General features: G+C 45.9%; 9 protein-coding genes. 6 read left to right on the forward strand and 3 right to left on the reverse strand.

The window, feature by feature from the left end; genetic code table 11:
* Window positions 1-1,443 precede the first annotated feature (1,443 nt).
* From QUB77_RS08905 to QUB77_RS08915, 3 genes are all read left to right on the forward strand, one after another.
* Entirely contained in the window at window positions 1,444-6,936 is a 5,493-nt protein-coding gene (locus QUB77_RS08905; protein ID WP_333171478.1) for an AAA family ATPase, read from the forward strand.
* 115 nt (window positions 6,937-7,051) lie between these two features.
* Complete coding sequence (locus QUB77_RS08910) at window positions 7,052-9,184, forward strand: phosphodiester glycosidase family protein (protein WP_333171480.1); 2,133 nt, start codon at window positions 7,052-7,054, stop codon at window positions 9,182-9,184.
* A 212-nt stretch (window positions 9,185-9,396) separates the two neighbouring features.
* On the forward strand, window positions 9,397-9,525 hold the full coding sequence (locus tag QUB77_RS08915) for a hypothetical protein (protein WP_333171483.1): 129 nt from the start codon (window positions 9,397-9,399) through the stop codon (window positions 9,523-9,525).
* Between the two features lie 102 nt (window positions 9,526-9,627).
* Here the strand turns inward: QUB77_RS08915 and QUB77_RS08920 are convergent, their stop codons facing one another.
* From QUB77_RS08920 to QUB77_RS08930, 3 genes are all read right to left on the reverse strand, one after another.
* Window positions 9,628-10,761: a succinylglutamate desuccinylase/aspartoacylase family protein gene (locus tag QUB77_RS08920; RefSeq protein ID WP_333171485.1), complete on the reverse strand. Its 1,134-nt coding sequence runs from the start codon at window positions 10,759-10,761 to the stop codon at window positions 9,628-9,630.
* A gap of 88 nt (window positions 10,762-10,849) precedes the next feature.
* Window positions 10,850-12,808, reverse strand: coding sequence for an adenylate/guanylate cyclase domain-containing protein (locus QUB77_RS08925; protein WP_333171488.1), 1,959 nt, complete (start codon window positions 12,806-12,808; stop codon window positions 10,850-10,852).
* 146 nt (window positions 12,809-12,954) lie between these two features.
* Window positions 12,955-13,158, reverse strand: a complete 204-nt coding sequence (locus QUB77_RS08930) for a hypothetical protein (RefSeq protein ID WP_333322938.1) — start codon at window positions 13,156-13,158, stop codon at window positions 12,955-12,957.
* 132 nt (window positions 13,159-13,290) lie between these two features.
* On the opposite strand from QUB77_RS08930, the gene QUB77_RS08935 reads away from it, so the two are divergent.
* The 3 genes from QUB77_RS08935 (at window position 13,291) to QUB77_RS08945 (ending at window position 23,743) form a co-directional block, all read left to right on the forward strand.
* On the forward strand, window positions 13,291-16,029 hold the full coding sequence (locus QUB77_RS08935) for a DEAD/DEAH box helicase (protein WP_333171491.1): 2,739 nt from the start codon (window positions 13,291-13,293) through the stop codon (window positions 16,027-16,029).
* 402 nt (window positions 16,030-16,431) lie between these two features.
* Window positions 16,432-19,173: a family 10 glycosylhydrolase gene (locus QUB77_RS08940; RefSeq protein WP_445251722.1), complete on the forward strand. Its 2,742-nt coding sequence runs from the start codon at window positions 16,432-16,434 to the stop codon at window positions 19,171-19,173.
* Between the two features lie 625 nt (window positions 19,174-19,798).
* The gene (locus tag QUB77_RS08945; protein WP_333171495.1) at window positions 19,799-23,743 is read left to right on the forward strand and encodes a PAS domain S-box protein; all 3,945 of its coding nucleotides are present in this window, start codon (window positions 19,799-19,801) and stop codon (window positions 23,741-23,743) included.
* Window positions 23,744-23,746 lie beyond the last annotated feature (3 nt).

The following is a 23,746-nucleotide window of genomic DNA, read 5'->3' on the forward strand; positions in this document are numbered from 1 at the left end:
GGCCTGTACTTAGCACTTAATCCCTGTTTGCAGATTTTAAATTATCTCGCTAGCATCGCCTCGGAGATGTCTCCTAGAATACCCGGCTGTTAAAAAGCAGTGATTCTTGGAGAAATTGCCACCATGCGACTAGCATTGCAGGCGATTCCCTACGGGATAGCTGCGCTTCACGAGTGTTTGAGGTGGGTTTTTCCTTAGTTCGCAAGGGTAGCCTTGCGGACTCAGGTAGATAGTAACTTTAGCGTTATTTTGGTTGCTGCGCTGTTGAGTTGCTTTCGTCAGCGCCCGCAGACACAAAAGCCACCTGCCCGCTCAGTCGGTAGGTGCAATGTAGCAGCGCGGTTCACAACTGGTGAAACCTGTCTTATTGTGAAGTCAACTCTCAAGCCGCGAACATCAAGTTTATCAAAAAATTGATAAAATTTCACCCATGACAGTCAGAGTTTGGGTGCAAGTCTTGTCAGCGATCGTCCAGAACTCACGCTAAGATGCCTAGCCGAAAAAGGTTGACAGTTTTCCATAACTCTAATTTATATTTTTTGCCCACAAAGTTTTGTCCTATCAAATCCGTTGGCATCGGAATTATTCATCTGTCTCTTCCCTTTCTCTCTATCCTCTGTGTCCTCTGCGGTTTAATCATTCCGATACCACCGGAATGGATATCACTCATCAATGCAGGATATTTCAACAATTTCTAACACATTAGGAGCATCTGGTAGAGCCGGCGCCGCCTTTTTGACCACGCCCCCAAATGGATACTTGCTTGCTGACAAGATTCGTGGAGAGGCAAAAATTTTAGACCACAGTTCAAGCGGCCCGATTCATTGAAGTAAATCTCAAATCTCAAACTCAACTCGACTAACGCTCACAAGCTTGTCCTTGGTAATTTTGTTTAGCTCAACCGCGAGCGTTTTTACAGATTTGATTGGCATGGGAATATTTCATGCCTATCTTTTATAAAAGAAAGTTAGTTAGCGGAAATCGTAAGACTGGTAAAATGTACCGATGGTTATTACGCTCAATTCTGCATACAGGTAGACCGAAGCAAAGTGATATAAATCCTGGTAATCATATTATATGGGAGATATACTTAAAATAAGTAGACACTGATTAAAATAGCAGGGCGCTTGATAATTCACGCTTTTTTCGTAAGGAAGAGGTTAGATTAAATTAACCCCACATACTTGTATCAATGCGTGTTAATGACTCAGCAAATCTACCAAAAGCTCAAGTAATTTTAGGTCAGCGCTATCTCAAAACAAGTATACAAGCAAAAACAACCAAAATATTAAGTCTGGTTTTAAAAGGGCGGTTTCATAATTTGAGCTACAAAGTAGATTAAACTAAATATAGTTAATCAATAGCACAGCCGATAGAGCGAAAATAGTAGATAGTAAGTCTAAAAAGCTTCAGGCTTAACAGAAGCAGTAGGAGTAGGTAGGTATGGCGAGCATAACAAATATTTTTCGAGGATATCAAATCAACGAGCAAATATACGCAGGCAATCGAACTCTAGTTTATCGTGGTCGTCGATCTTCAGATCAACAGCCCGTCGCGATCAAACTGCTGCGAAATGACTTTCCCCGCTTCCACGAACTGGTTCACTTCCGCAATCAGTTTGTCATTGCTAAAAACTTAGATATCCCCGGCACTGTCAAGGCATACAGCCTGGAGACTTACCATAACCACTATGCTCTGGTGATGGAAGACTTTGGCGGAATTTCCTTAAGTAGCTACCTCGCTAGTCTGGTGTTCGCCAGCAGGGAACCCCTAGAAGGGTTGCCCATTAACGAGTTTCTTCCCATTGCAATTCAAATTGCCAACTCGCTTGACGGACTTTATCGCCACCACGTCATCCATAAGGACCTCAAACCCGCCAACATTTTAATTAACCCTGTCAGCAAACAAGTTAAGCTGATTGACTTCAGCATCGCTTCCCTGTTGCCGCGCCAAACCCAAGAAATTCAAAATCCCAACCTCCTCGAAGGCACTTTACCTTACATATCTCCCGAACAAACTGGGCGAATGAACCGAGGCATTGACTACCGCACGGATTTCTACTCTCTGGGAGTCACATTCTACGAACTGCTGACGAGACAGTTGCCTTTCCAAAGCGAAGATCCGATAGAGTTAGTACACTGTCACCTTGCCAAGCAGCCTATCTCAGTCCATCACCTCAACAATAAAGTTCCATTGGTGCTGTCTGAAATTGTTAGCAAACTGATGGCGAAGAATGCTGAAGATAGGTATCAAAGTGCCCTAGGACTCAAGTTTGATTTGGAAAATTGTTTGTACCAGTGGCAAAAAACTGGAGAAATCGCCTCTTTTAAACTAGGGCAGCGAGATTTGTGCGATCGCTTCATCATTCCCGAAAAATTGTATGGTAGAGAGATCGAAGTATTCTCCCTACTGACAGCCTTCGATCGCGTGAGTGCAGGAAGTGCCGAAATGATGCTGGTGGCTGGCTTCTCAGGGATTGGCAAAACCGCCGTCGTCAACGAAGTTCACAAACCGATTGTCGCAGCTAGAGGCTACTTCATCAAAGGCAAATTCGACCAATTTGGGCGCAGCCAACCCTTCTCAGCTTTTGTACAAGCTTTTCGCGATTTAATGAAGCAATTGCTGAGCGAAACAGATGCTAAAGTTGAACAATGGAAGACTCAAATCCTGGCAGCATTGGGCGAGAATGCTCAGGTAATCGTTGAGGTAATTCCTGAACTAGAACGGATTATCGGCGAGCAACCACCCGCACCAGAACTTTCGGGCAGTGCTGCCCAAAATCGCTTCAATCGGTTATTAGAGAACTTCATTCAACTCTTTACAACCAAAGAACATCCCCTCGTCATCTTCTTAGACGACTTGCAATGGGCCGACTCAGCCTCATTGAAGTTGATTCAACTTTTGACGAGCGATCGCGATCGGCGCTATCTTTTATTAATTGGAGCGTATCGAGATAACGAAGTCAGTCCCCTACACCCTTTAGTGCTGACATTATCCGACATTCAACAAACCGGAGCTACGATAAAGACCATTAGCCTCGCGCCGCTCGATTGCTTCAATTTGAATTGTTTGATTGCCGATACTTTAGTCTGTTCTAGAGCGTTGGCTATGCCCTTAACAGAACTGGTCGATCAAAAAACTCAAGGCAATCCATTTTTCAGCACACAATTTCTCAAATCTTTGCATGAAGATGGGCTAATTACATTTAATTTTGAGGAGAGGCATTGGCAGTGCGATATCGCCAGAGTGCGAACCTTAGCTCTGACAGATGATGTTGTAGAGTTCATGGCGCTTCAATTGCAAAAGTTGCCATCCAAAACTCAAGAAGTTTTAAAGTTAGCTGCCTGCATTGGCAACGAATTCGATTTAGCAACGCTGGCGGTAGTTTGTGAAAAATCTTCTTCAGATACGGCAGCCAACTTGTGGCCTGCTTTGCAAGCAGGATTGATTCTCCCACTGACTGAAGTTTATAAGTTTTTTACTTCAGACGAGTTTGAATTCAGAAATCCGAATTCAGAAGGAGAAAGCAATACTTCTGACTCATGGTTCCAGAATCCCGACTCCTGTTATTACAAATTTCTGCACGATCGCGTACAGCAAGCCGCTTACGTTTTAATTCCAGAATCCCAGAAACAATCCACTCACCTCAATATTGGTCAACTTTTGTTGATTAATACTCCGATAACAGAAAGGGAAGAGCAAATTTTTAATATAGTCAACCAGTTGAATTATGGTGTTGATTTAATTGCCGAACCCACCCAGCGTTACGAACTGGCTGAGTTGAATTTGATCGCGGGACGCAAGGCGAAGACTGCTACTGCTTATGCTGCTGCACGCAAATATTTAAGTTTTGGCAGGCAAATCCTAGCTCCAGATAGCTGGCAAACTCACTATGAAACCGCCCTCGAACTGCACGTATTAGGGGCAGAAACTGCATACCTGAGCTATGATTTTCAGGACATGGAGGAATTAGCGGATTTAGTTCTGCACAATGCCAGAACGCTGCTGGATAAGGTGAAAGTTTATGAAATCCAGCTTTCTGCTTGTACGGCGCAAGTCAAACCCAAACAAGCCGTTGAAATGGGGTTAGCAGTTCTCAAACTCTTGGGAATCTGCTTCCCAGAAAATCCAACTCCGGCAGATATTCAGCAGGGCCTCGAACAAACGGTCTCACTTTTTTCTGGGAAAAAAATCGCGGACTTTATTGATTTGCCAGAAATGGAAAATTTCCAAAAGCAAGCAGCTTTGCGGATTCTATCAGGTTTAGTTTCTCCAGCCTACATCACTGCTCCACTTCTCCTGCCACTGGTTATTGTAGAAATGGTGCATTTGTCGGTCAGTTATGGAAATGCTCCCTTATCGGCATTTGCTTACGGCTTGTATGGATTGGTATTAAGCGGTGTAGTTCAAGACATTGAAACAGGGTTTGAATTTGGGCAATTAGCGTTAAATATTGTTGATTTATTTAATGCTAATTACCTCAAAACAAAAGTATATTATACAGTCGGCGTTCACATAATACATGGTAAACATCATGTTAAAGAAACCATCCCTCTTTTAAAAGATGGTTACGCCAGAGGACTGGAAACCGGAGAGCTAGAATTAGGATATTCAGCCAAAGAAATCTCTCAATATTCATATTTAATCGGTCGAGAAATTGCCGGACTTGAAGAGGAAGTAGCCACCTACTGCCATGCGCTGGTTCAATTCAAACAAGAAGTAGCGTTAAATTATACCCAAATCGTTCATCAGGCTTTATTAAACCTGCTGGGGCGATCGGAAAATCCCTGTCAATTTGTGGGAGATGCCTATAATGAAGAAACAATGCTCCCATTTCACATCCAAGCAAACGATCGCAACGGACTCCACTATTTGTACTTTCATAAAATGCTTGTGTGTTACCTGTTTGGAGAAACCGAGCAAGCTTTAGAAAATGGTCGGCAAGCCGAACAGTATTTAGACGCGGTGACGGGTATGCTCAATGTGCCGATGTTCTACTTTTATGACTCTCTAGCACGGCTGGGCGTTTGTACCGAGGTGGCTTCCTCCGAAGAGAAACAAGAACATCTGCAAAAAGTGAAAAGCAACCAGGAAATCCTTCATAAATGGGCACATCACGCCCCCATGAATTTCTCTCACAAATGTTACCTAGTGGAAGCCGAACTCTTCCGAGTGCTGGGTGAAAATGTGCAGGCGATGGAAAGTTACGATCGCGCCATTTTTCTGGCTAAAGAAAACGATTATCTCAACGAAGAAGCTCTGGCGAATGAATTGGCTGCTAAATTCTATCTGGCATGGGGGAAAGAAAAAGTTGGCCAGGTATATCTAAGAGATGCTTACTATGCTTATGCTCGTTGGGGAGCGAAAGCAAAAATAGACGATCTAGAACAACGCTATACCGAACTTCTGGCTCCTATCTTCAAACAGGAGAATGCTGGTTCGTTCGAGAAAGGTACTACTTCCCATGAGAGTTCATTAATTTCTAGTCATCGCCAAACAATTGCTGGAAGTACGAGTACCACAGTAATAGATTTACCAACAGTTATCAAAGCTTATCAAGCTTTGTCTAGCGAAATTAAGCTGGAACAATTGCTCACTACCCTGATGGAAGTAGCGATTCAGAATGCAGGCGCTCAAACAGGAGTATTAATTTTGAAAGAAGAGGACAACTGGACAATCGCCGTCCACTGTAGCGATCGCCAAGGTTGTCATCTGCAAGAAACTATTGGGATTGAGGAGAGCGAATCAATTCCCCAGACTGTGATTAATTACGTCAAGCGCACCCAGAAAACCCTAGTTTTCGATGATGTCAAGACTGAATTAATATTTACTTCTGACCCCTATATCAAGCAGCATCAACCTAAGAGCATCCTCTGTACTCCGATTATCCATCAAGGCAAAATGATGGCAATTCTGTATTTGGAAAATAATCTGACGACAGGGGCATTCACTGGCGATCGCGTCGCCCTCCTCAACATCCTCTGCTCCCAAGCGGCTATCTCCTTGGAAAACGCCCGCTTGTATCAACAATCTCAACAACTTTATCAACAATCTCAGGATTATGCCCAAAAACTGGAGCAGTCTATCCAGGATCTCAAACAAATGCAACTGCAATTGGTGCAGGGAGAAAAGATGTCTGCTCTCGGCAATTTAGTCGCAGGGGTAGCCCACGAAATTAACAATCCCGTAGGCTTTATCGCCGGCAACTTGCAACCGGCTCAAGAATATGTGGGGGATTTATTCAATTTGATTGATTTGTATCAAGAAAAGTTTCCCAATCCGGGAGGGGAAATTGAAACAGAAATTGAGGATATAGACTTGGAGTATTTGCGAGAAGATTTGCCCAAATTGATTAGCTCAATGAAGGATGGAGTCGAGCGCATTCGCAATATTAGTACGAGTTTGAGAACGTTTTCGAGGGCAGATAGCGATCGACCCGTTTCTTTCAATATTCATGATGGGCTTGAAAGCACTCTGCTAATTCTCAAGCACCGTTTAAAAGCCAGCGAGTTCCGCCCTGCCATTGAAGTTGTGAAAGAATATGGTCACTTGCCCCTAGTGAAATGCTTTCCCGGACAGTTGAACCAGGTATTTATGAACATACTGGCTAATGCCATTGACGCTCTGGAGGAGTCCAATAAGGGGCGGAGTTTTAGTGAAATTAAAGCCTTACCTAATCAAATCACGGTTCAAACTGCTCTGAGCGAAGACAACAATCAGGTTTTGATTCGCATTAAGGATAATGGAGTGGGGATGTCAGCCGAAGTCAAAGAAAACATCTTTAACCACTTATTTACAACCAAACCTGTGGGTCAAGGAACTGGATTAGGATTGTCTATAGCCCACCAAATTGTTGTGGAAAAACATGGAGGTACGTTACTCGTGAATTCTTCTCTTGGGCAGGGTTCGGAGTTTGTGATTTCTATTCCGGGGTGAGCAGTTTGTAGTAGGGCTTGAGCGCAATTAGCACCGTTTAGTAAAAAGAAACATACGGATTTTCCGGGTTTCTAAATCCCCATGCGTTTAGAAGTGAAAGTGTGAGTTTTAAGCTGTGAAACGTAATTTATCTTATTGGCGTCTAATATTGTCAGTTTCGATTTTACCCGTACTGGCGATCGCCCCGTCTTTAGTCTGGAATCAACCCGCAAGAGCACAAGAGGGGGAGAGGGCTGCCCTGATTCATGCTTCGAGAACCCGCCAGGGAATGAATTCCCTGGCTGATAGCAAAAGTCGGTTAAAACCGACTGAAATATTGAGCCATAGTTCTCTTGAGAAAACTTTAACTATGAGACAGGGATTGAAACCCCTGTCGGACTCTAGGCTTTTGGCTCAATCTGTTCCGCCATCTTCGATAATTAGACAAGGCCGCCAAGTGTCTCTAAACGGCCGCATTCTGCCCCTAGCTTGGACTCAGCAGCCGACAAACAGCACTTCTGCGAATTTCCGAACTTGGATTGCTGACGTTGGATTGATGCAAAGTGCGGGAGTTGATTTGCTCAGCAGCGCCGACAGTGCCCAACAACCGGTGCAGTGGTTTTCGGTATCTTTAACTGGCCCTCAAAGCTTAGCAGCGCGGGCAACAGGCCCGTATCGTTACTTAGATGTTACTGATTTGGCTAGACTTGCGGGCTGGGAGATATCTGCTGATGGGAATATTCTAAAAATTACTTCTCAAACTGCAAGTGTTACCGGAATTCGGCAAGCAGAAATAGAATCGGGCGATCGCATTGTTGTAGATATCGATCGCCCCGCCCCTTGGCAAGTCAACTTTGTCGATAAACCAAGCCCGTCGCCGACACCCACACCCAACCCCCCCGACGACCCCACAAAGCCCGTTATCCCGCTGCCAATCACCCCCGCAGCGCCAAACCGCGAAACACCAGACGACCCAACCAAACCCACTCTCCCGCTGCAAATAACGCCCGCAGCGCCGATCGCCGGTCAAGAATGGTCGATCGCGATCGATGCCAAAGTCCCTCCCGCCTTACTTCAGGACACTTTTCAAACCAGCCAACAATTGCTATCACTAAAAGTCGAACCTGACGGCGATCGAACCAAAGTCAAAGTGAAGATTCCTTTAGGTTGGCGCCCGCAAGTTTTCAGCCTGGGAAATCCCAATCGATTAGTTATCGACATTCGGCCAGATTCGTTAGTAGAAAAAAACATTGTTTGGGCGCCTGGTGTGCAGTGGCGACAGCAGTATCAGAATTTAGGAACTGCTCGTTTTCCTGTAGTTTGGTTAGAAGTTAATCCGCGTCAATCCGGTGTAAAAATTCGACCAATTCTCAGCAATCCGCCTGCTGATCAAGGCACTGCACCTTTATTGCAAACAGCAGAAGTTTCGGGAGTGGGTGCGGCGATTAATGCAGGTTTTTTTAATCGAATTAATCGCTTAGCTTTAGGGGCAATTCGGCGTGACAATAAATGGCTTTCCGGGCCGATATTGAACCGGGGGGCGATCGCCTGGAACGATCGGGGAGAATTTGCGTTCGATCGTTTGACTTTGCAAGAAATTTTGATCACTCCGGCAAATCAATTTTTGCCTGTTTCTCATCTCAATAGTGCCTACGTGCAATCGGGAATTGGTCGCTACAATTCGGATTGGGGAACAACTTATACTCCGTTGTCGGGCAATGAAATAGTTGTGACAGTTGCGGGCGAGCAAGTTGTCAGCCAATCCCCCGGAGGTGCGCCGGGAACAACAACTTTTCCCATTCCAGCTAACGGTTATATTTTGGCTTTGCGTTCCGATTTTTCGCCGACCTCTCAATTCACTCCCGGTACATTATTGCGTCTGGAAACTAACACTTTTCCTGCTGATTTTAACCGTTTTCCTTACATTATCGGCGGCGGGCCGGTGTTGGTACAAAACAGTCGAGTTGTGCTGGATGCGAAGGCGGAAGGGTTTAGTGATGCCTATGTTAGACAGACAGCAATTAGAAGTGCGATCGGGCGAAATGCTGCGGGGAATTTGCTGATTGTAGCCGTGCACAATCGTGCGGGCGGGGCGGGGCCAAATTTCGCAGAACTGGCGCAGATATTGCAGCAAATGGGTGCTGTGGAGGCTTTAAATTTGGATGGGGGAAGTTCGACGAGTTTGTATTTGGGAGGTAGTTTGCTCGATCGACCTCCCTCAACTGCTGCGAGAGTTCATAATGCGATCGGTATTTTCATTCAACCATAAACCGTCCCCTTAAATTGTAGAGTGCGTCAGTGTGCCTTATCTTCTCCACAATCGAGAATCTCCCCACTGACGCACCCTAAAAACTTCTACTCCCCCCTTGCTAAGGGGAGGAGTAGAAGTTTTTATAATCCAAAATCGCAAATCAAGCGGCTTGTTTGTATGTGAGGATAACGCGATATTCCCCGCGAAATTTGCAGGGTCAAGACTCGTTTTTGGCGATTTTACAAAATGATGTGGTTCCTGTGTGCGATCGCAATTCTGCAATTCCTCAACCGCTAGCCACGGTTATCGAGCGCGCTTTAATTGACAATCCTGATATTTATTATACAAATGTGGCGTAATTTAAACAAGCACTATTCAAGAGTATATCGTAATTTATGGTTCGACTACCCATAGGTTTTCAGAAAGCCGGTTTATTGAAGAAACCGGCTTTCTTGGTATTCTCAATCTGCCATCACAGACAATACATACTCTCCTTGATTTACTGACTGATTTGTCGAAACATCAAAAATGAAAACATCCGACTCAGCACAAACATCAACCAAACTCGGAAATTCCCCATTCTTATTAAAGCTGAGAATTTGATAAAGCCGATCGCCCTTTTTGACATCACTCCCCAACTCCACTCGATTTTGAATCATCCCGCCCGCGGGCGCGTAGTATTTGAACACTGAATTCTTGGGGGTGAAAATAACTTGATGCGCCGCTGTTTCCGGGAGAGGAAATCCATCTATTTTCAATAAACCCTTACTTGCTAAGTAATTTTTGATTCCCCGCAAGCCATTCGCCACCGACTGGGGATTCATTTCCATCCCCGAACCTAATTCTAAAGTCCAAGCTTCCACGTCAAATTTCAGTGCACTTCCCAACTCTGCTAAAATCTTCTCCAAAGCCAGCCAAGGCTTGAGAAACGCCTCGTCAAAAGCATCGCCGTCGTACTCGTTCATCAAGATTGCGCGATCGAGCAAAAAAGCTTTTGCACTCTCCTCGCGGGAAGTAAAACAGTAAAGGTAATCTAAACTTTGATTCGTAGAACTGTGCAAGTCCAGCACGTAGTCAGCATCCAAACACAAAGATTGTAGCTGATATCGGTAAAGTTCGCTGTAGGGGCGGCAACTAGGAGCGTTAATTTTTTCCAACTCTTTCGCAAAACTCAAAGCACTCGCTTTTCTGTAATTAACTTTGACAGTATCAGCATCGAGATGGATGTGAGACTTAGCAAAACCCAGAATATCTTCCCCTTGTTTTTCAAAATCCCAGAAAATCCGGTTCCAATTTACCCCATCATAAAGATTGTAGCGACCAGGAGAAAAATGGTGCGATCGCTGGCTGACACCGACAGGATTGCAAACAGGAACTAGCCAAATTTCCCCGCTTAACTGGCTGCTGTCCAAAGACATTAAAAACTCAATTAATTGATGAATCACAGCATTACCGCTAATCTCAGCGCCGTGGAGGTTAGATTGGAGATAAGCTTTTTTGCCGGGAATCGCACCCTGGAACTGATAGACTTGCAGTGAAAGCCGATCGCCCGAAGCAAGCTGCACCACAGGAATAGTCGAAATAACAGGAATCATAGACAAGACTCGGAGAGAGGGAACACGTTTAGAAAGGCAGGTGAGACTTGGCAAAACCAATCTTCCCAATTGAAGCATTGATCGGCTTCTAGGTTTTTGGACAGATTAACCAGTAAGTAATCATTTCTCCCCGACCCTTAATAGAAATAGTACCTCTTGGTTCCAGCACATACAGATCTTTCAAATGAGAATAGGTGGTCTCTGTTACCTGAATATAGTCCGGTTTACCGTGAGACTCCATGCGAGAAGCGACATTAACGGCATCTCCCCACAAGTCATAAATAAACTTCTTGATGCCAATCACTCCCGCAATGACGGGGCCACTGTTAATGCCAATCCGTATTTGTAGTGAATTTCCTAAATTGTTGGGTATTGTTTTCATGTAAGCCTGCATTTCTAAAGCCATATCCGCGATCGCCCTGGCATGATCCTCACGGGCGATTGGCAATCCACCCACCACCATGTAAGCATCACCAATAGTTTTAATTTTTTCTAAACCGTACTTTTCCGTCAACTCATCAAAAGCCGAAAAAATTTGGTTCAATCCGGCAACTAATTGCATAGGTTCCATTTGGGCTGAGAGACTGGTGAAACCAACAATATCAGCAAAGAGAATCGTCACTTCTTCAAAATGTTCTGTGGGAGATTCTGCCCGTTTCAAGCGCTCGGCAATTTCGGCAGGTAGAATATTAAGTAAAAGCTGTTCCGAGCGCTCCTTTTCTTGGCGTAGTTGTGCCGTGCGGATTTCCACTCGATTTTCTAACTCCTCATTAGCTAAGCGTAGGGCTTTTACGGATTCCTTGAGTTTGTCGGTCATGCTGTTGAAAGAATCAGCCACAATAGCAACTTCCTTAATCGAGCCAGCCTCAACTTTTTGGTCTAGATTACCTCTGGCAACTTCTTGAGATGCCTCAGCAAGTTTTAATAATGGGTGAGTAATCCAACGGGCAGTGAGAATACCGATCGCGATCGCGACGAATAAGGCTATTAAAACTAGCACGATCGTATATTGGGTGTTTTCAGAGATTTGTGCCATAAAATCTGCTTCTGGAATCACCACCGCAATCAGCCAATCAATACCTTTGCCATCGTTGAGGGGGGATACCTGCACGAACTGTCGCTTACCGTTGAGTAGGTAATCGCCTTGTTGCGATCTTTCAATGCGATCGAAGCTGCCAAAATGCTGCTGCAAATATTGGGCTGTTTCTCTGACTACGGGTTCTTCGCTTTGAATCGCCATCACCAGCTTGGCATTTTCTTCTTTGCCCACAGTCAGAGGTTCATTGGTGGAGCTAGAAAGCATGGAGCCTTTGCGATCCATAATGAAAGCATGACCTGTTTTGCCAATTGCCAGACTAGCTAAAAATTTCCTTAAATCTTCTAAAAGCACCACATCCGTGGCACAAACCCCTAAGATGTTTCCCCTACTATCGTACACTGGCTCGCTAGCTGTAATCGTGGGCAATCCGCTGCTAAAATCCAGGTAAACCTCACTCCAAATCTGTCGTTTTGCTTCTATGGCGGCAATGTACCAAGGACGTTTGCGCGGATCGTAGGGGTGGCGTTTTTCTAGCAACTGCTGCCGATTGCCCCGACTATCCATACCATAATAGTAAAAATTGTAGTCGCTCTCTTGATTGCTAACAGACATGGCGACTGTTGCAGAACCTTGATAAAACAGGCGAGATGCCCCCAGATATTGCCCTTGGGAGTCACCGCAGTAGGATGAATCAATAAAGGTAGAAATTTGTACCTGGGTGAGAAATTGCTTGGCATTGCTGGCATTAACCATGTCAAAACTATTCTCAGAAAAAGCTGCTCCATTCAACTGATTAAAAGCGTGGGTGTTACCTAGATATTTTCTGAGTTCTCCATCAATCCGGGCAGTGAGTTCATAGCGTAATTGCGCTGCTAGATCATTAACCGCTTTTTGACCGCTGCGAAAAGACAAATAACTGACTAAGCCCACAGTTCCAGCGATCTGCAATACAAAGGGCAAAACAAGGGCGATGCGGAGCCGCAACCTGCGATTTTTGAGAATTTTCATATAAAAAAACCGTGAAGTTTCTGAGATTTACACGACTTACACATACACCCTATAAATAGGGTGTGCAGTACGCACCTTACGCCATAAATAGCGTGTCAAAACACTTGGGGCGTAATTCTTGATTTATATTCTTTGTTAAGATCATGCTAGATATAACCTTTTGTTTCAGGAACGGCACCTTGGAACTGATAGACTTGCAGTGAAAGCCGATCGCCCGAAACAAGCTGCACCACAGGAATAGTCGAAATAACTGGAATCATAGAGAAGGAAGAGAGAAGAGGGAAGAAGGAAGAAGGAAGAAGGAACAGAGAATAGGGAAGAAGGCAAAAATTTTTTCTTTCTTGTGCCAACTGCCAACTGCCAACAGACTTATTCCTTAATAGCCGATTTGCTGACGAAGGTTTAAAATCAGTACAGTCCTCTGCTGACTTGCTTTCAGCAAGATTTAAGCATACTTACCCTGAAACCTTATAATAATCCTTGTGCCAGACACTGCCCAGAACCGCCCAGAGCTGGATCTGAAGACCATATTTCCCTTCGAGCTAGATAACTTTCAGAGAGAGGCGATCGCCGCCCTCGATGCAGGTAAATCCGTTGTCGTGTGCGCTCCCACAGGCTCTGGGAAAACGTTAATCGGGGAATACGCCATCCATCAAGCACTTTCCAGGGGGCGGCGCGTCTTCTATACCACTCCCCTCAAAGCACTCTCTAACCAAAAGCTGCGCGACTTCCGCAGTCAATTTGGAGACGACAACGTAGGTTTGCTCACCGGCGACATCTCCGTCAATCGAGATGCGCCGATTTTGGTGATGACTACCGAAATATTTCGGAATATGCTCTACGGTACGCCGATCGGAGAAGTCGGTACTTCCCTCACCGGAGTCGAAACCGTGGTGCTCGACGAGTGTCACTACATGAACGATCGCCAGCGCGGTACCGTCTGGGAAGAATCCATCATCTACTGTTCGAGCGAAATTCAACTTCTCGCCCTCTCAGCAACCGTTGCCAATAGCGAGCAACTCACAGACTGGATTAACAAAGTCCACGGGCCCACAGAGCTCGTCTACTCAGACTTTCGGCCAGTGCCGCTGCAATTCCACTTCGCCAACCAAAAAGGGATATTTCCCCTGCTAGACGAGACCGGCAAAAGAGCGAATATCCGGTTAGTCCCCAAAAAGAAGCAGCAAAAAGTAGAAAGAGGCAGCATTCCCACTCCGAGTTTGACCGATGTTTTGGCGCGGTTGGACGATCGAGATATGCTACCAGCAATTTACTTCATCTTCAGCCGTCGCGGGTGCGACCAAGCAGTCGCAGAAGTCGGCAATTTCTCCCTAGTTAACGAAGCCGAAACAGCCGAACTCAAACGCATCATTGACGATTTTTTACAGCGAAACCCAGAAGCAGAACGCTTCGGTCAAAAAGAAGCTCTTTTAAAAGGCATCGCCGCCCACCACGCAGGCATTTTGCCCGCTTGGAAAGGTTTAGTAGAAGAACTCTTCGGCAGAGGTTTGATTAAAGTCGTATTTGCCACCGAAACCCTAGCAGCCGGGATTAATATGCCCGCCCGCACCACAGTCATTTCCACCCTGTCCAAGCGCACCGACAAGGGACACCGACTGCTAAACGCTTCAGAATTCCTGCAAATGGCCGGTCGGGCGGGTCGGCGCGGCATGGACAAGCTGGGGCACGTCGTCGCAGTTCAGACGCGCTTTGAAGGCGCAAAAGAAGCCTCTTATTTGGCCACAGCCAAAGCCGACCCCCTCGCCAGTCAGTTTACGCCCAGCTACGGCATGGTGCTGAATTTGCTGCAAACTCACACTCTCGACGAAGCTCAAGAGTTGGTAGAGCGGAGTTTTGGTCAATACCTGTCTACCTTGTACTTGCAGCCGCAGCAATCAGAATTAGACCGGGTGCAAACAGAATTGGCGGTGCTCGAACAGTCCTTGGCTGCGGGAGGAAATGTGTCCACCCTGGAAAAAGAGCTCGCCCATTACGAAAAATTGCAGGCAAGACTCAAAGAAGACAAACGGTTGCTCAAAATTCTCTTGCAGCAAGCTGAAGAAGCCAGATTTAAGGAGATGTCCGTAGCTGTGGCTTTTGCAGTGCTCGGCACGGTTCTGAGTCTCAAAGGCAAGCACGTTCCGACAGCAAAACGATCGCACACAAATCCTGTACCCGCCGTATTGGTTGCCAAAATCGCAGGTTCCGGCCAAGCACCAAATTTAGTGTGCTTGGGCAAAGATAACCGCTGGTATATCGTCGCCATTAGCGATGTCGCTAGCCTGCACGCCGAATTACCCCGCTTGAGCGTTGCAGATACCTTGAACCCGCCGCCGGAAATGGCTCTGAGACTCGGCCAGTGCCGTTTGGGAACTGAAGAAACTGCTTCAATTGCTGCATCGATCCCACAATTGCCCGCACCGGAACCGAGCCCAGAGGCGATCGAGCAACAGCAGAAAATCGCCGCCGTAGAAGCTAAGCTAGAAATTCACCCGGTTCTAGAATGGGGCAATCCCGGTACTTTGCTCAAACGCCAGCGCCGCCGGGAAGAATTGAAAAAAGAAATCCGTAAAAGCGAACAAGAGTTAGAAAAGCAGCGAGCTCGCTACTGGGAGCAATTTCTCAACTTAATCGACATCTTGCTGAATTTCGGCTGCTTGGAAAGAGTAGTTTCGGCAACTGGAAACCGCGATGACTCCTCCGACAGGTTAGTGCCCACAATCTTAGGTCAAGCTTGTGCCGCCATTCGCGGCGATAACGAACTGTGGCTGGGTTTGTCCCTGATGTCGGCTGAGTTTGACGAACTCGACCCCCACCACCTCGCTGCTGCTTGCGCGGCCTTAGTTACAGAAGTTTCCAGGCCGGACAGTTGGACTCACTACTCGCTGTCGCCGGAAGTTTTGGCACCTTTGGACAATCTCCAAAAAGGCCTGCGCCGCCGATTGTTCCAAGTTCAGTACCGTCACGAAGCTGCAATCCCGATTTGGCTGGAACGGGATTTAGTTACTTTGGTCGAACAGTGGGCTCTGGGAGTTGAATGGCTGGAACTGATTAGCCATACGAGTTTGGATGAAGGGGATGTGGTGCGGATTTTGCGCCGCACTTTGGATTTCTTGTCTCAGATTCCTCATGTTCCTCATGTTTCGGATGCTTTGCGGAGGAATGCTTGTCGGGCGATGCAGTTAATCGATCGATTCCCGGTGAATGAAGCTGCAACTTAGAAAATTGTTGACAGTTGACTGTTGACAGTTGGCGGTTGGCTGTAAGCTGTCGGGCATCTAAATTGTATTTTTGGTTTTTCAACCCAAATGCACCCAGGTTTTAATCTAAAATTGTTTCCGGTTGCATCGGTATTGTTCAAATGCCCAAATGACCAAACAGTCACCTGTCAACTGTCATGAGGAATAGACCCAGATTTAAATCTAAAATCTAAAATCTAAAATCCAAAATCTAAAATCTAAAATCGATCGATCGCACTTTTTCCTGATTCAGGTTGCAGGGCAGGATAGAAAATTGTATGGTGCGGATCGATCGCTCGCTCTTAATTGTTATTGAATTTTTGTCTAGCGGTGCGCTGGGTAATTCTCATATTTATGATGCAACAAATCAAAAAGTCTCCTCAAATGCCTGATGCCTGCTCCCAGGCTCAAAAAATTCGCTTTTTCACTTTCTTGCAAAGAGTCTTAATTGGAACTCTAGCAAGTACATTACTCAATCTCTTCATCCTATTTCCCTCTCCCAGTTTCGCAGAAGTAGTTCTGGGCGTTGTTCGCAGTTCCGAGAATTCTCCCGACTGGGTAAAGATTACCACGCGCCTCTGGGAAAGCGGCATTGCTTACAAACCAATCAATCTGGAAGAAATCAAAAGTACGGCGGATTTAACAGGCGTTAACGTGCTGTTTTTGCCCAACATTGAAACTTTGAGTCCGACGCAAATTAAAGTTTTAGAAGCTTGGGCATCCCAGGGTGGCCGCTTGATTGCTTCGGGCCCTGTCGGCCGCAGTTCCCCGGCCTTGGTGCGCCAATCTTTGCGATCGCTCCTTGGGGCCTATTGGGCTTTTCCGTTAACCCAACCGGCTACCCCGCAACCCCGCACGCGCTGCCGCGATCTTGCTTGCACTACTTCTAGCAGTTGGATGCCACCAGAACAAAAAAATGCTTCAGTCCAAGGCGGTGTCTTGATTCCGGCTGATGCAAACAGTCAAACTATTGCTACTTGGAAAGATAGTTCCGGTTCCTCCGCAGCCATCGCCACGGATCGCGCTACCTATCTCGGCTGGCGCTGGGGTAGCGACGGTTCGGCAAATGTAGATAAGGCTTGGCTGCAAGCCTCGATCGCCCGCTGGGGAGGCACGATCGCTCCGCAGTCCTCCGCGCCGCCCACCGCTGCCGCGACCCCACTGCCAACTCCCCCCTCCAGAGTCACTAGAAACAGCCCTAGTTCGCCGCGTACTACCCCGCTGAGCCGACTTTCTCCCTCTACCTCGCTTCCCGATCCAGTTCCTGCAACTTTTACAGATCCTTCGGATCAGTCGGCGCCGGCGGGTTTGGACGTGCAGCCAAATTCCAATAAGCCGATCGTCAGCATTGAAGCGTACTTGATGCGCCAAGAACTCACTAACCTCCTCGGCAGGTTTGAAAGCGCCCTGACAGCATCTAATTCAGCCAATACCGCCATCAATCTCAATGCTGCTACCTCCCCTCAACTGGTGGCTGCAGAACAGGGCGGAGGCAGCCCGGCAGCCAGTCGCCCCCCTGTTCTGCAAGCGATCAGGGGACGGGCGATCGCCCAAGCGCGGCAGGTTTTGCAAACTTTTGACCAACTCCTGCAACAGCAAAACTACGCGGAGGCTAGAAAGCAGTGGGTGGAAGCGCGGCAGTTGCTGTGGGAAAATTACCCGAAGGAAGGACAGCGCGTTGGGGCGGAAATTCGGGCGGTTTGGCTCGATCGCGGGACGATCGTCGCAGCGCGATCGGAACAGGGTTTGGCGGCAGTGTTCGATCGACTCGCCGCCGCCGGTATCAATACCGTTTTCTTTGAAACTTTGAATGCCGGATATACGATTTATCCCAGTCAAGTTGCACCGCAACAAAATCCCCTAACAGTTGGCTGGGACCCGCTGGCATCTGCGGTTAAATTAGCTCACGAGCGAGGCATGGAACTGCACGCTTGGGTTTGGGTTTTTGCCACAGGAAATAAGCGCCACAATACTTTAATTGGCCAGCCTAATTCTTATCCGGGACCTGTGCTTTCCGCCCATCCACAGTGGGCGAATATTGACAATAAAGGACGCACCCAAAATCCTAATGATGGCAAATTTTATCTCGATCCGGCAAACCCGGAAGCGCGTAATTATTTGCTACAAATTGTCAGCGAAATTGCTAATAACTACAAAGTAGATGGGGTGCAATTAGACTACATTCGCTATCCTTTTCAAGATGACAATGCGAATTTTACTTACGGTTACGGTATTGCGGCGAGGCAGCAATTTAGGCAGTTGACTGGTGCTGATCCGGTGAATATTTCCCCCAGGAACGGCAGTTTGTGGCGGCAGTGGGTTGAGTTTAAAACTAATCAAATTAATAGTTTTGTAGCTGAAGTTTCTCAGCTTTTGCGGCAGAATTATCCGCGCACAATTCTGTCGGTGGCGGTGTTTCCGCACCCGGAAAGTCAGCGGATTTACAAAATTCAGCAAAATTGGGAAGTTTGGGCTCGTCAGGGCATTGTAGATTTGATTGTGCCGATGACTTATGCTTTGGATACGAACCGACTTCAGCGCATTACCGAACCGCTGGTAAATGAACAAATTCTGGGTTCGGCTTTGATTTCTCCGTCGGTTAAGTTGTTGACTCTCCCGGAAGTTGTGGCGATCGACCAAATTCAAGCTTTGCGCGATTTGCCGACAGGAGGCTATGCTATTTTTGCGGTGGAAAGTATCAGCAGCGGGATGCAGGGGTTTTTTAACCGCACTCAAGGCCCGCCGGTGCGTTCCACTTCTGCTGCGGAACCGATTCCTTACCGACAGCCGTTTGCGGCGGCCGCTTCGCGGTATACTGCTCTCAAGCAGGAATGGAGTTTTTTGTTGGCTAACAATCAGTTGCGGATGTCGGAATCGGAACTGCAAGTTTTGCAAAGTCGAGCCGATGAATTGGCGCAAGCTTTGAGCAAGTTGGCGGCAAATCCTTCTAGAGAAAGTTTAGCAACTGCTAAAAGATTGTTGGGGAGTTTTCAATCTCAATTTCAATCTTCGATGCGCTTGCATTCTGCCGAAAATAGCTATCAGGTGCAAACTTGGCAAAATCGTTTGGAGAGTTTGGATATGCTTTTACGTTACGGCGAAAGGAGGGAGTTGAATCGCCGGTAAATACCGATTTTTGGGCGGAGTTCTTCTTTAGCTACTCTTGGTTCAAACTGAGATGTTGCAATATTCTGGCTTAACAGGCCTTTCGGACTTGTCCCACAAAGAGTGAATTTTATTGTGGGGTGGGCCGGATATCTCGCCCCTCAAAGCCTTATTGACAATAGTGCAAGATATAGCAACCTTCTCGGTAGTTAGGATATTGATGATTGCTGAAACCGATTGAAAGCACTAAATTAACCATATTACTCTATATGTAGCAATGCGCACCGGTGCTAAATTAACCATATTACTCTATATGTAGTGCGCAATGCGCACCGGTGCTAAATTAACCATATTACTCTATATGTAGGGTGCGCAATGCGCACCGGTGCGCAATGCGCACCCTACTTCCGATAAGATAATTTCGATTTAGGTCGATCGCACAAAATTATCTCTATCCGTAGTTAAGAAAAAAGTTGGAGTATAAATACGCTATATTGAGCTAAATTGATAGACTTTACTGTAGTCATTAAACTACAGCATCAGGATAAAAGGAAGGGCAAAGGGAACATAATTTACACTCAAAACTCCCAACAATTACCAATGCCCAATGCCCAATGCCCAATGTCCAATTCCTCTGAGGATGAATATGTTTCCTAAACCCCTCAATCGTTTGGCTACAAAATTTATCGGCAAAGCTCCATTACAAACGGTGCTCGTGGTTCCTTTTTTAGTGCAAATTGTCGGCACGGTAGGAGTTGTAGGTTGGCTATCTTTCCAAAACGGTCAGCGGGCAGTAAACGATGTAGCTGCTCAGTTGCGGGGAGAAATTAGCGATCGCATCAAAGACCGCATGGAAAGTTATATGTCAATTCCCCACATTGTCAATCACCTGAACCTTAAAGCGATAAAATTAGGACAGTTGAACCTAGAAGAAAACCAAAAACTAGAACATCATTTTCTAGAACAAATTCAATATTTTGATTCTATAAGCATCATTTACACAGGCCAAGAAAATGGAGAACATTCAGGAGCCATTCGCACTAAAGATGGGATTTTGATATCGGCTGCTGACAGATCTACTGGCAATAAATTAGCTCGATATACTGCGGATTCTCAGGGAAATCGCCTTCAATTAGTGCAAATTTCACCCAATATTTACGACCCGCGAACTCGCCCTTGGTACATAGCTGCCGCTGCGGCTAAAAAACCTATTTGGACTCCAATTTATACAGATTTTTTGACGAGGGAACTGGCAATTACTGCTGCTTTGCCTATCTACGATGACGCTGGCAAGTTGTTAGGGGTAGCTGGCAGCGATTTGCTGTTTTCCCGAATCAAAGAATTTCTGGTTAGCCTCAAAATTGGTAAGTCGGGGCAAACTTTTCTCATGGAGCGATCGGGGATGTTAATTGCTACTTCAACGGCGAGTCCAGAATTCGTGGTGGAAGGTAAAGAAACAAGGCGCATTAAAGCTTCCGAAAGCGAGAATCCGGTAATTAGCCAAACTGCACAATATTTAGATAAATCATACGATAGCTTAGCTAAAATCAATAATTCTCAACAACTTACTTTTGATGTAGACGGCAAGCGAAATTTTATTCAGGTAGCTCCTTTTAAAGACGATCGAGGGTTGGATTGGCTGATTGTAGTAGTTGTACCAGAGTCTGACTTTATGGAGCAAATTAACCTCAACACGCGCACGACTTTTTTACTGTCGCTGGCAGCTTTGATGGGGGCGACAATTCTGGGGATTCTTACTGCTAAATGGGTAGTTCAGCCGATTTTAAGATTGAATGCAGCGGCGAAAGCTTTGGCGCAGAACGAATGGGATACAAAGCTCACTCTCAATCGCGAAGATGAACTCGGAGAACTTGCCACTGCTTTTAACAGCATGGCCGAGCAATTGCAGCATTCATTTACTTCTCTGTCCGAAAGCGAAAACCGAGTAAAACAATTCTTCAATGCAGTACCGCTAGGGATTTTTATTGCAGAACCCAACGGTCAACCTCACTACATTAATCCTACCGGAGAGCAACTTTTATCTCAAGGAATTGTACCAGCAGATTCCGAAACTTTACGTCAATCCTACCGAGTTTATTTAGCTGGCACTCAGGAAATTTACCCGGCGGAACGCGACCCAATTTTAAATGCTTTGCAGGGTAAAAGTGTAACTGTTGATGACATTGAAATCTCCTCGACTGACAAAACTGTTCCCCTGCAAGTTTGGGGAACTCCTATTTATGACGCTCAAGGAAATATTATCTACGGGATGTGTGCTTTTCAAGATATTACAGAACGCAAACTAGCCGAGAAAGTATTAAAGGAATACAACGAGAATTTAGCAGTGCAAGTGGCCGAACGTACCGCCGATCTTGCCAAGGCAAAAGAAAAGTTTTCTAAAGCTTTTCGTTTAAGTCCTAATGCAATTACTCTGACTAGAATTAGCGATGGTCGCCACATAGAAGCCAATGAGAGCTTTTGTCGGATGATGGGGTACAGTCATGAAGAAATCATTGGCAAAACAGCGGTAGAACTCAATTTTTGGGCGAGTTTGGGAGAGCGCGATCGCATGATTCAAATGTTAAAAAATAAAACGGCTCTTCACAATTATGAGCTGAGGTTTCGCAATAAAAATGGTACAGAAAGAACGGCGCTGCTGTCGATAGAAACCATCGATATTGACGGAGAAGCTTGTTTTTTGTCGATTTCTAGCGATATTACCGAGCGCCAACAAGCAGAAACTGCCCTGCGGGAAGCAGAAGAAAAGTACCGCAATATTTATGAAAATGCTTTGAATGGAATTTTTCAAACTGCGGTTGACGGGAAATACATCAGCGCTAACCCCGCTTTAGCTAACATCTACGGTTACGACTCGCCTGCTGATTTAATAGCAGCACAGCCGAATTTTAAGAACCAGCTTTATGTAAAACCCCACCGCCGCGACGAATTTGCAGCGCTGATGAACGAGTACGGGATATTATCAAACTTTGAATCGGAAATTTACCGCAAAGATGGCAGCATAATCTGGATTTCGGAAAATTGTCGCGCTGTCTGCGATGAAGCAGGAAATTTACTTTACTACGAAGGTTTTATTAAAGACATTACTGATAACAAACAAGCGGAAATAAAAATGCAGCAGGCTAAAGAAGCGGCCGAAGCAGCAAACAAAGCGAAAAGTACCTTTCTCGCCAATATGAGTCACGAATTGCGATCGCCCCTGAACGCGGTTATCGGCTTTGCTCAAGTCATGATCCGCAGTAAAACGTTGTCTCAGGAAAATCAAGAAGATGTCGGAATTATTCTGCGGAGTGGCGAACATTTACTGGCTTTAATTAACCAAGTTTTAGACTTATCAAAAATCGAAGCCGGACGAACCACGATTAATGAAAAAAGTTTCGATTTGTACCAACTAATCGACGATTTAGAAGATATGTTTGCTCTCAGAGCTGAGCAAAAAGGTTTGCAATTAATCTTCGACAGAGACGCCGAAGTTCCCCATTACATTTGTACTGATGAAGTTAAATTGCGGCAAGTCTTAATTAATTTGCTCAATAATGCAATTAAATTTACTTCAGAAGGGGGAGTGTCGGTGCAAGTCAAAGGAGGAAGGCGGAATATACATAAAAACAGCACTGACCAATTACCCGGTCGCTACTGGCTGCATTTTGAAGTTCAAGATACTGGTGCAGGCATTGCTGCTGAGGAAATCCATCAGTTGTTTGAAGCATTCGTGCAGACGAAAACAGGTAAAGATTCTCAGGAAGGAACGGGTTTAGGTTTAGCTATTAGCCGCCAGTTCGTACAATTAATGGGAGGTGAAATTACTGTTAGCAGCGAGATCGGAAAGGGTGCAGTATTTCAGTTTGACATCCAAGTTCATCTGGTTGAAGCTAGTGATATTGAAAGCAAAAAAACTCAACGTCGAGTTGTTGCCCTAGAACCGAATCAACCGAGTTATCGCTTGCTAATTGTGGACGACAAACCTTTGAACCGCCAACTGTTAGTAAAACTTCTCAGTCCACTCGGATTTGAGTTGAGAGAAGCCAATAACGGTAAAGAAGCGGTTGATATTTTTATGGAGTGGGAACCGCATCTGATTTGGATGGACATGAGAATGCCTGTCATGGACGGCTACGAGGCAACGAAACAGATTAAAACTACAACTGGCGGACAAGCAACGGCGATTGTGGCCCTAACTGCTAGTGTTTTGGAGGAAGAACGGGCGGTGATTCTTTCGGCGGGTTGCGATGATTTTATGCGGAAACCGTTCCGAGAGGAGGATATCTTTGTGGCAATGGGGAAACATTTAGGAGTACGCTATATTTATGAAGATCCAACCGCACTAAGTGCCACAGGTGTAGAGGAGTCAAGTGAGGAGGCGCTGACACCGGAGGCTTTCGCCTCTCTTTCTCCAGACTGGATAGCCCAATTTAAGCAAAGTATTTTGAGTATAGACATGGAGGCGATCGCAACTTCGATCGCACAAATCGGCACTGTCAATCCCTCTCTTGCGGGCAAGCTTCAAGATTGCATTAATAATTTTGAATATGACAGAATTTTGAACATAATCGAGCTCAGCGAGAAACAGTAAATA

It is taken from the genome of Microcoleus sp. AT9b-C3, from assembly GCF_036705485.1.
Classification (GTDB): Bacteria; Cyanobacteriota; Cyanobacteriia; order Cyanobacteriales; family Microcoleaceae; genus Microcoleus.

Bases quoted from the DNA above. Each gene is read 5' to 3' on its own strand.
- QUB77_RS08905 (WP_333171478.1), top strand. From the start codon at position 1,444: ATGGCGAGCATAACAAATATTTTTCGAGGATATCAAATCAACGAGCAA.
- QUB77_RS08920 (WP_333171485.1), bottom strand. From the start codon at position 10,761: ATGATTCCTGTTATTTCGACTATTCCTGTGGTGCAGCTTGCTTCGGGC.
- QUB77_RS08925 (WP_333171488.1), bottom strand. From the start codon at position 12,808: ATGAAAATTCTCAAAAATCGCAGGTTGCGGCTCCGCATCGCCCTTGTT.
- QUB77_RS08940 (WP_445251722.1), top strand. From the start codon at position 16,432: ATGCCTGATGCCTGCTCCCAGGCTCAAAAAATTCGCTTTTTCACTTTC.
- QUB77_RS08945 (WP_333171495.1), top strand. From the start codon at position 19,799: ATGTTTCCTAAACCCCTCAATCGTTTGGCTACAAAATTTATCGGCAAA.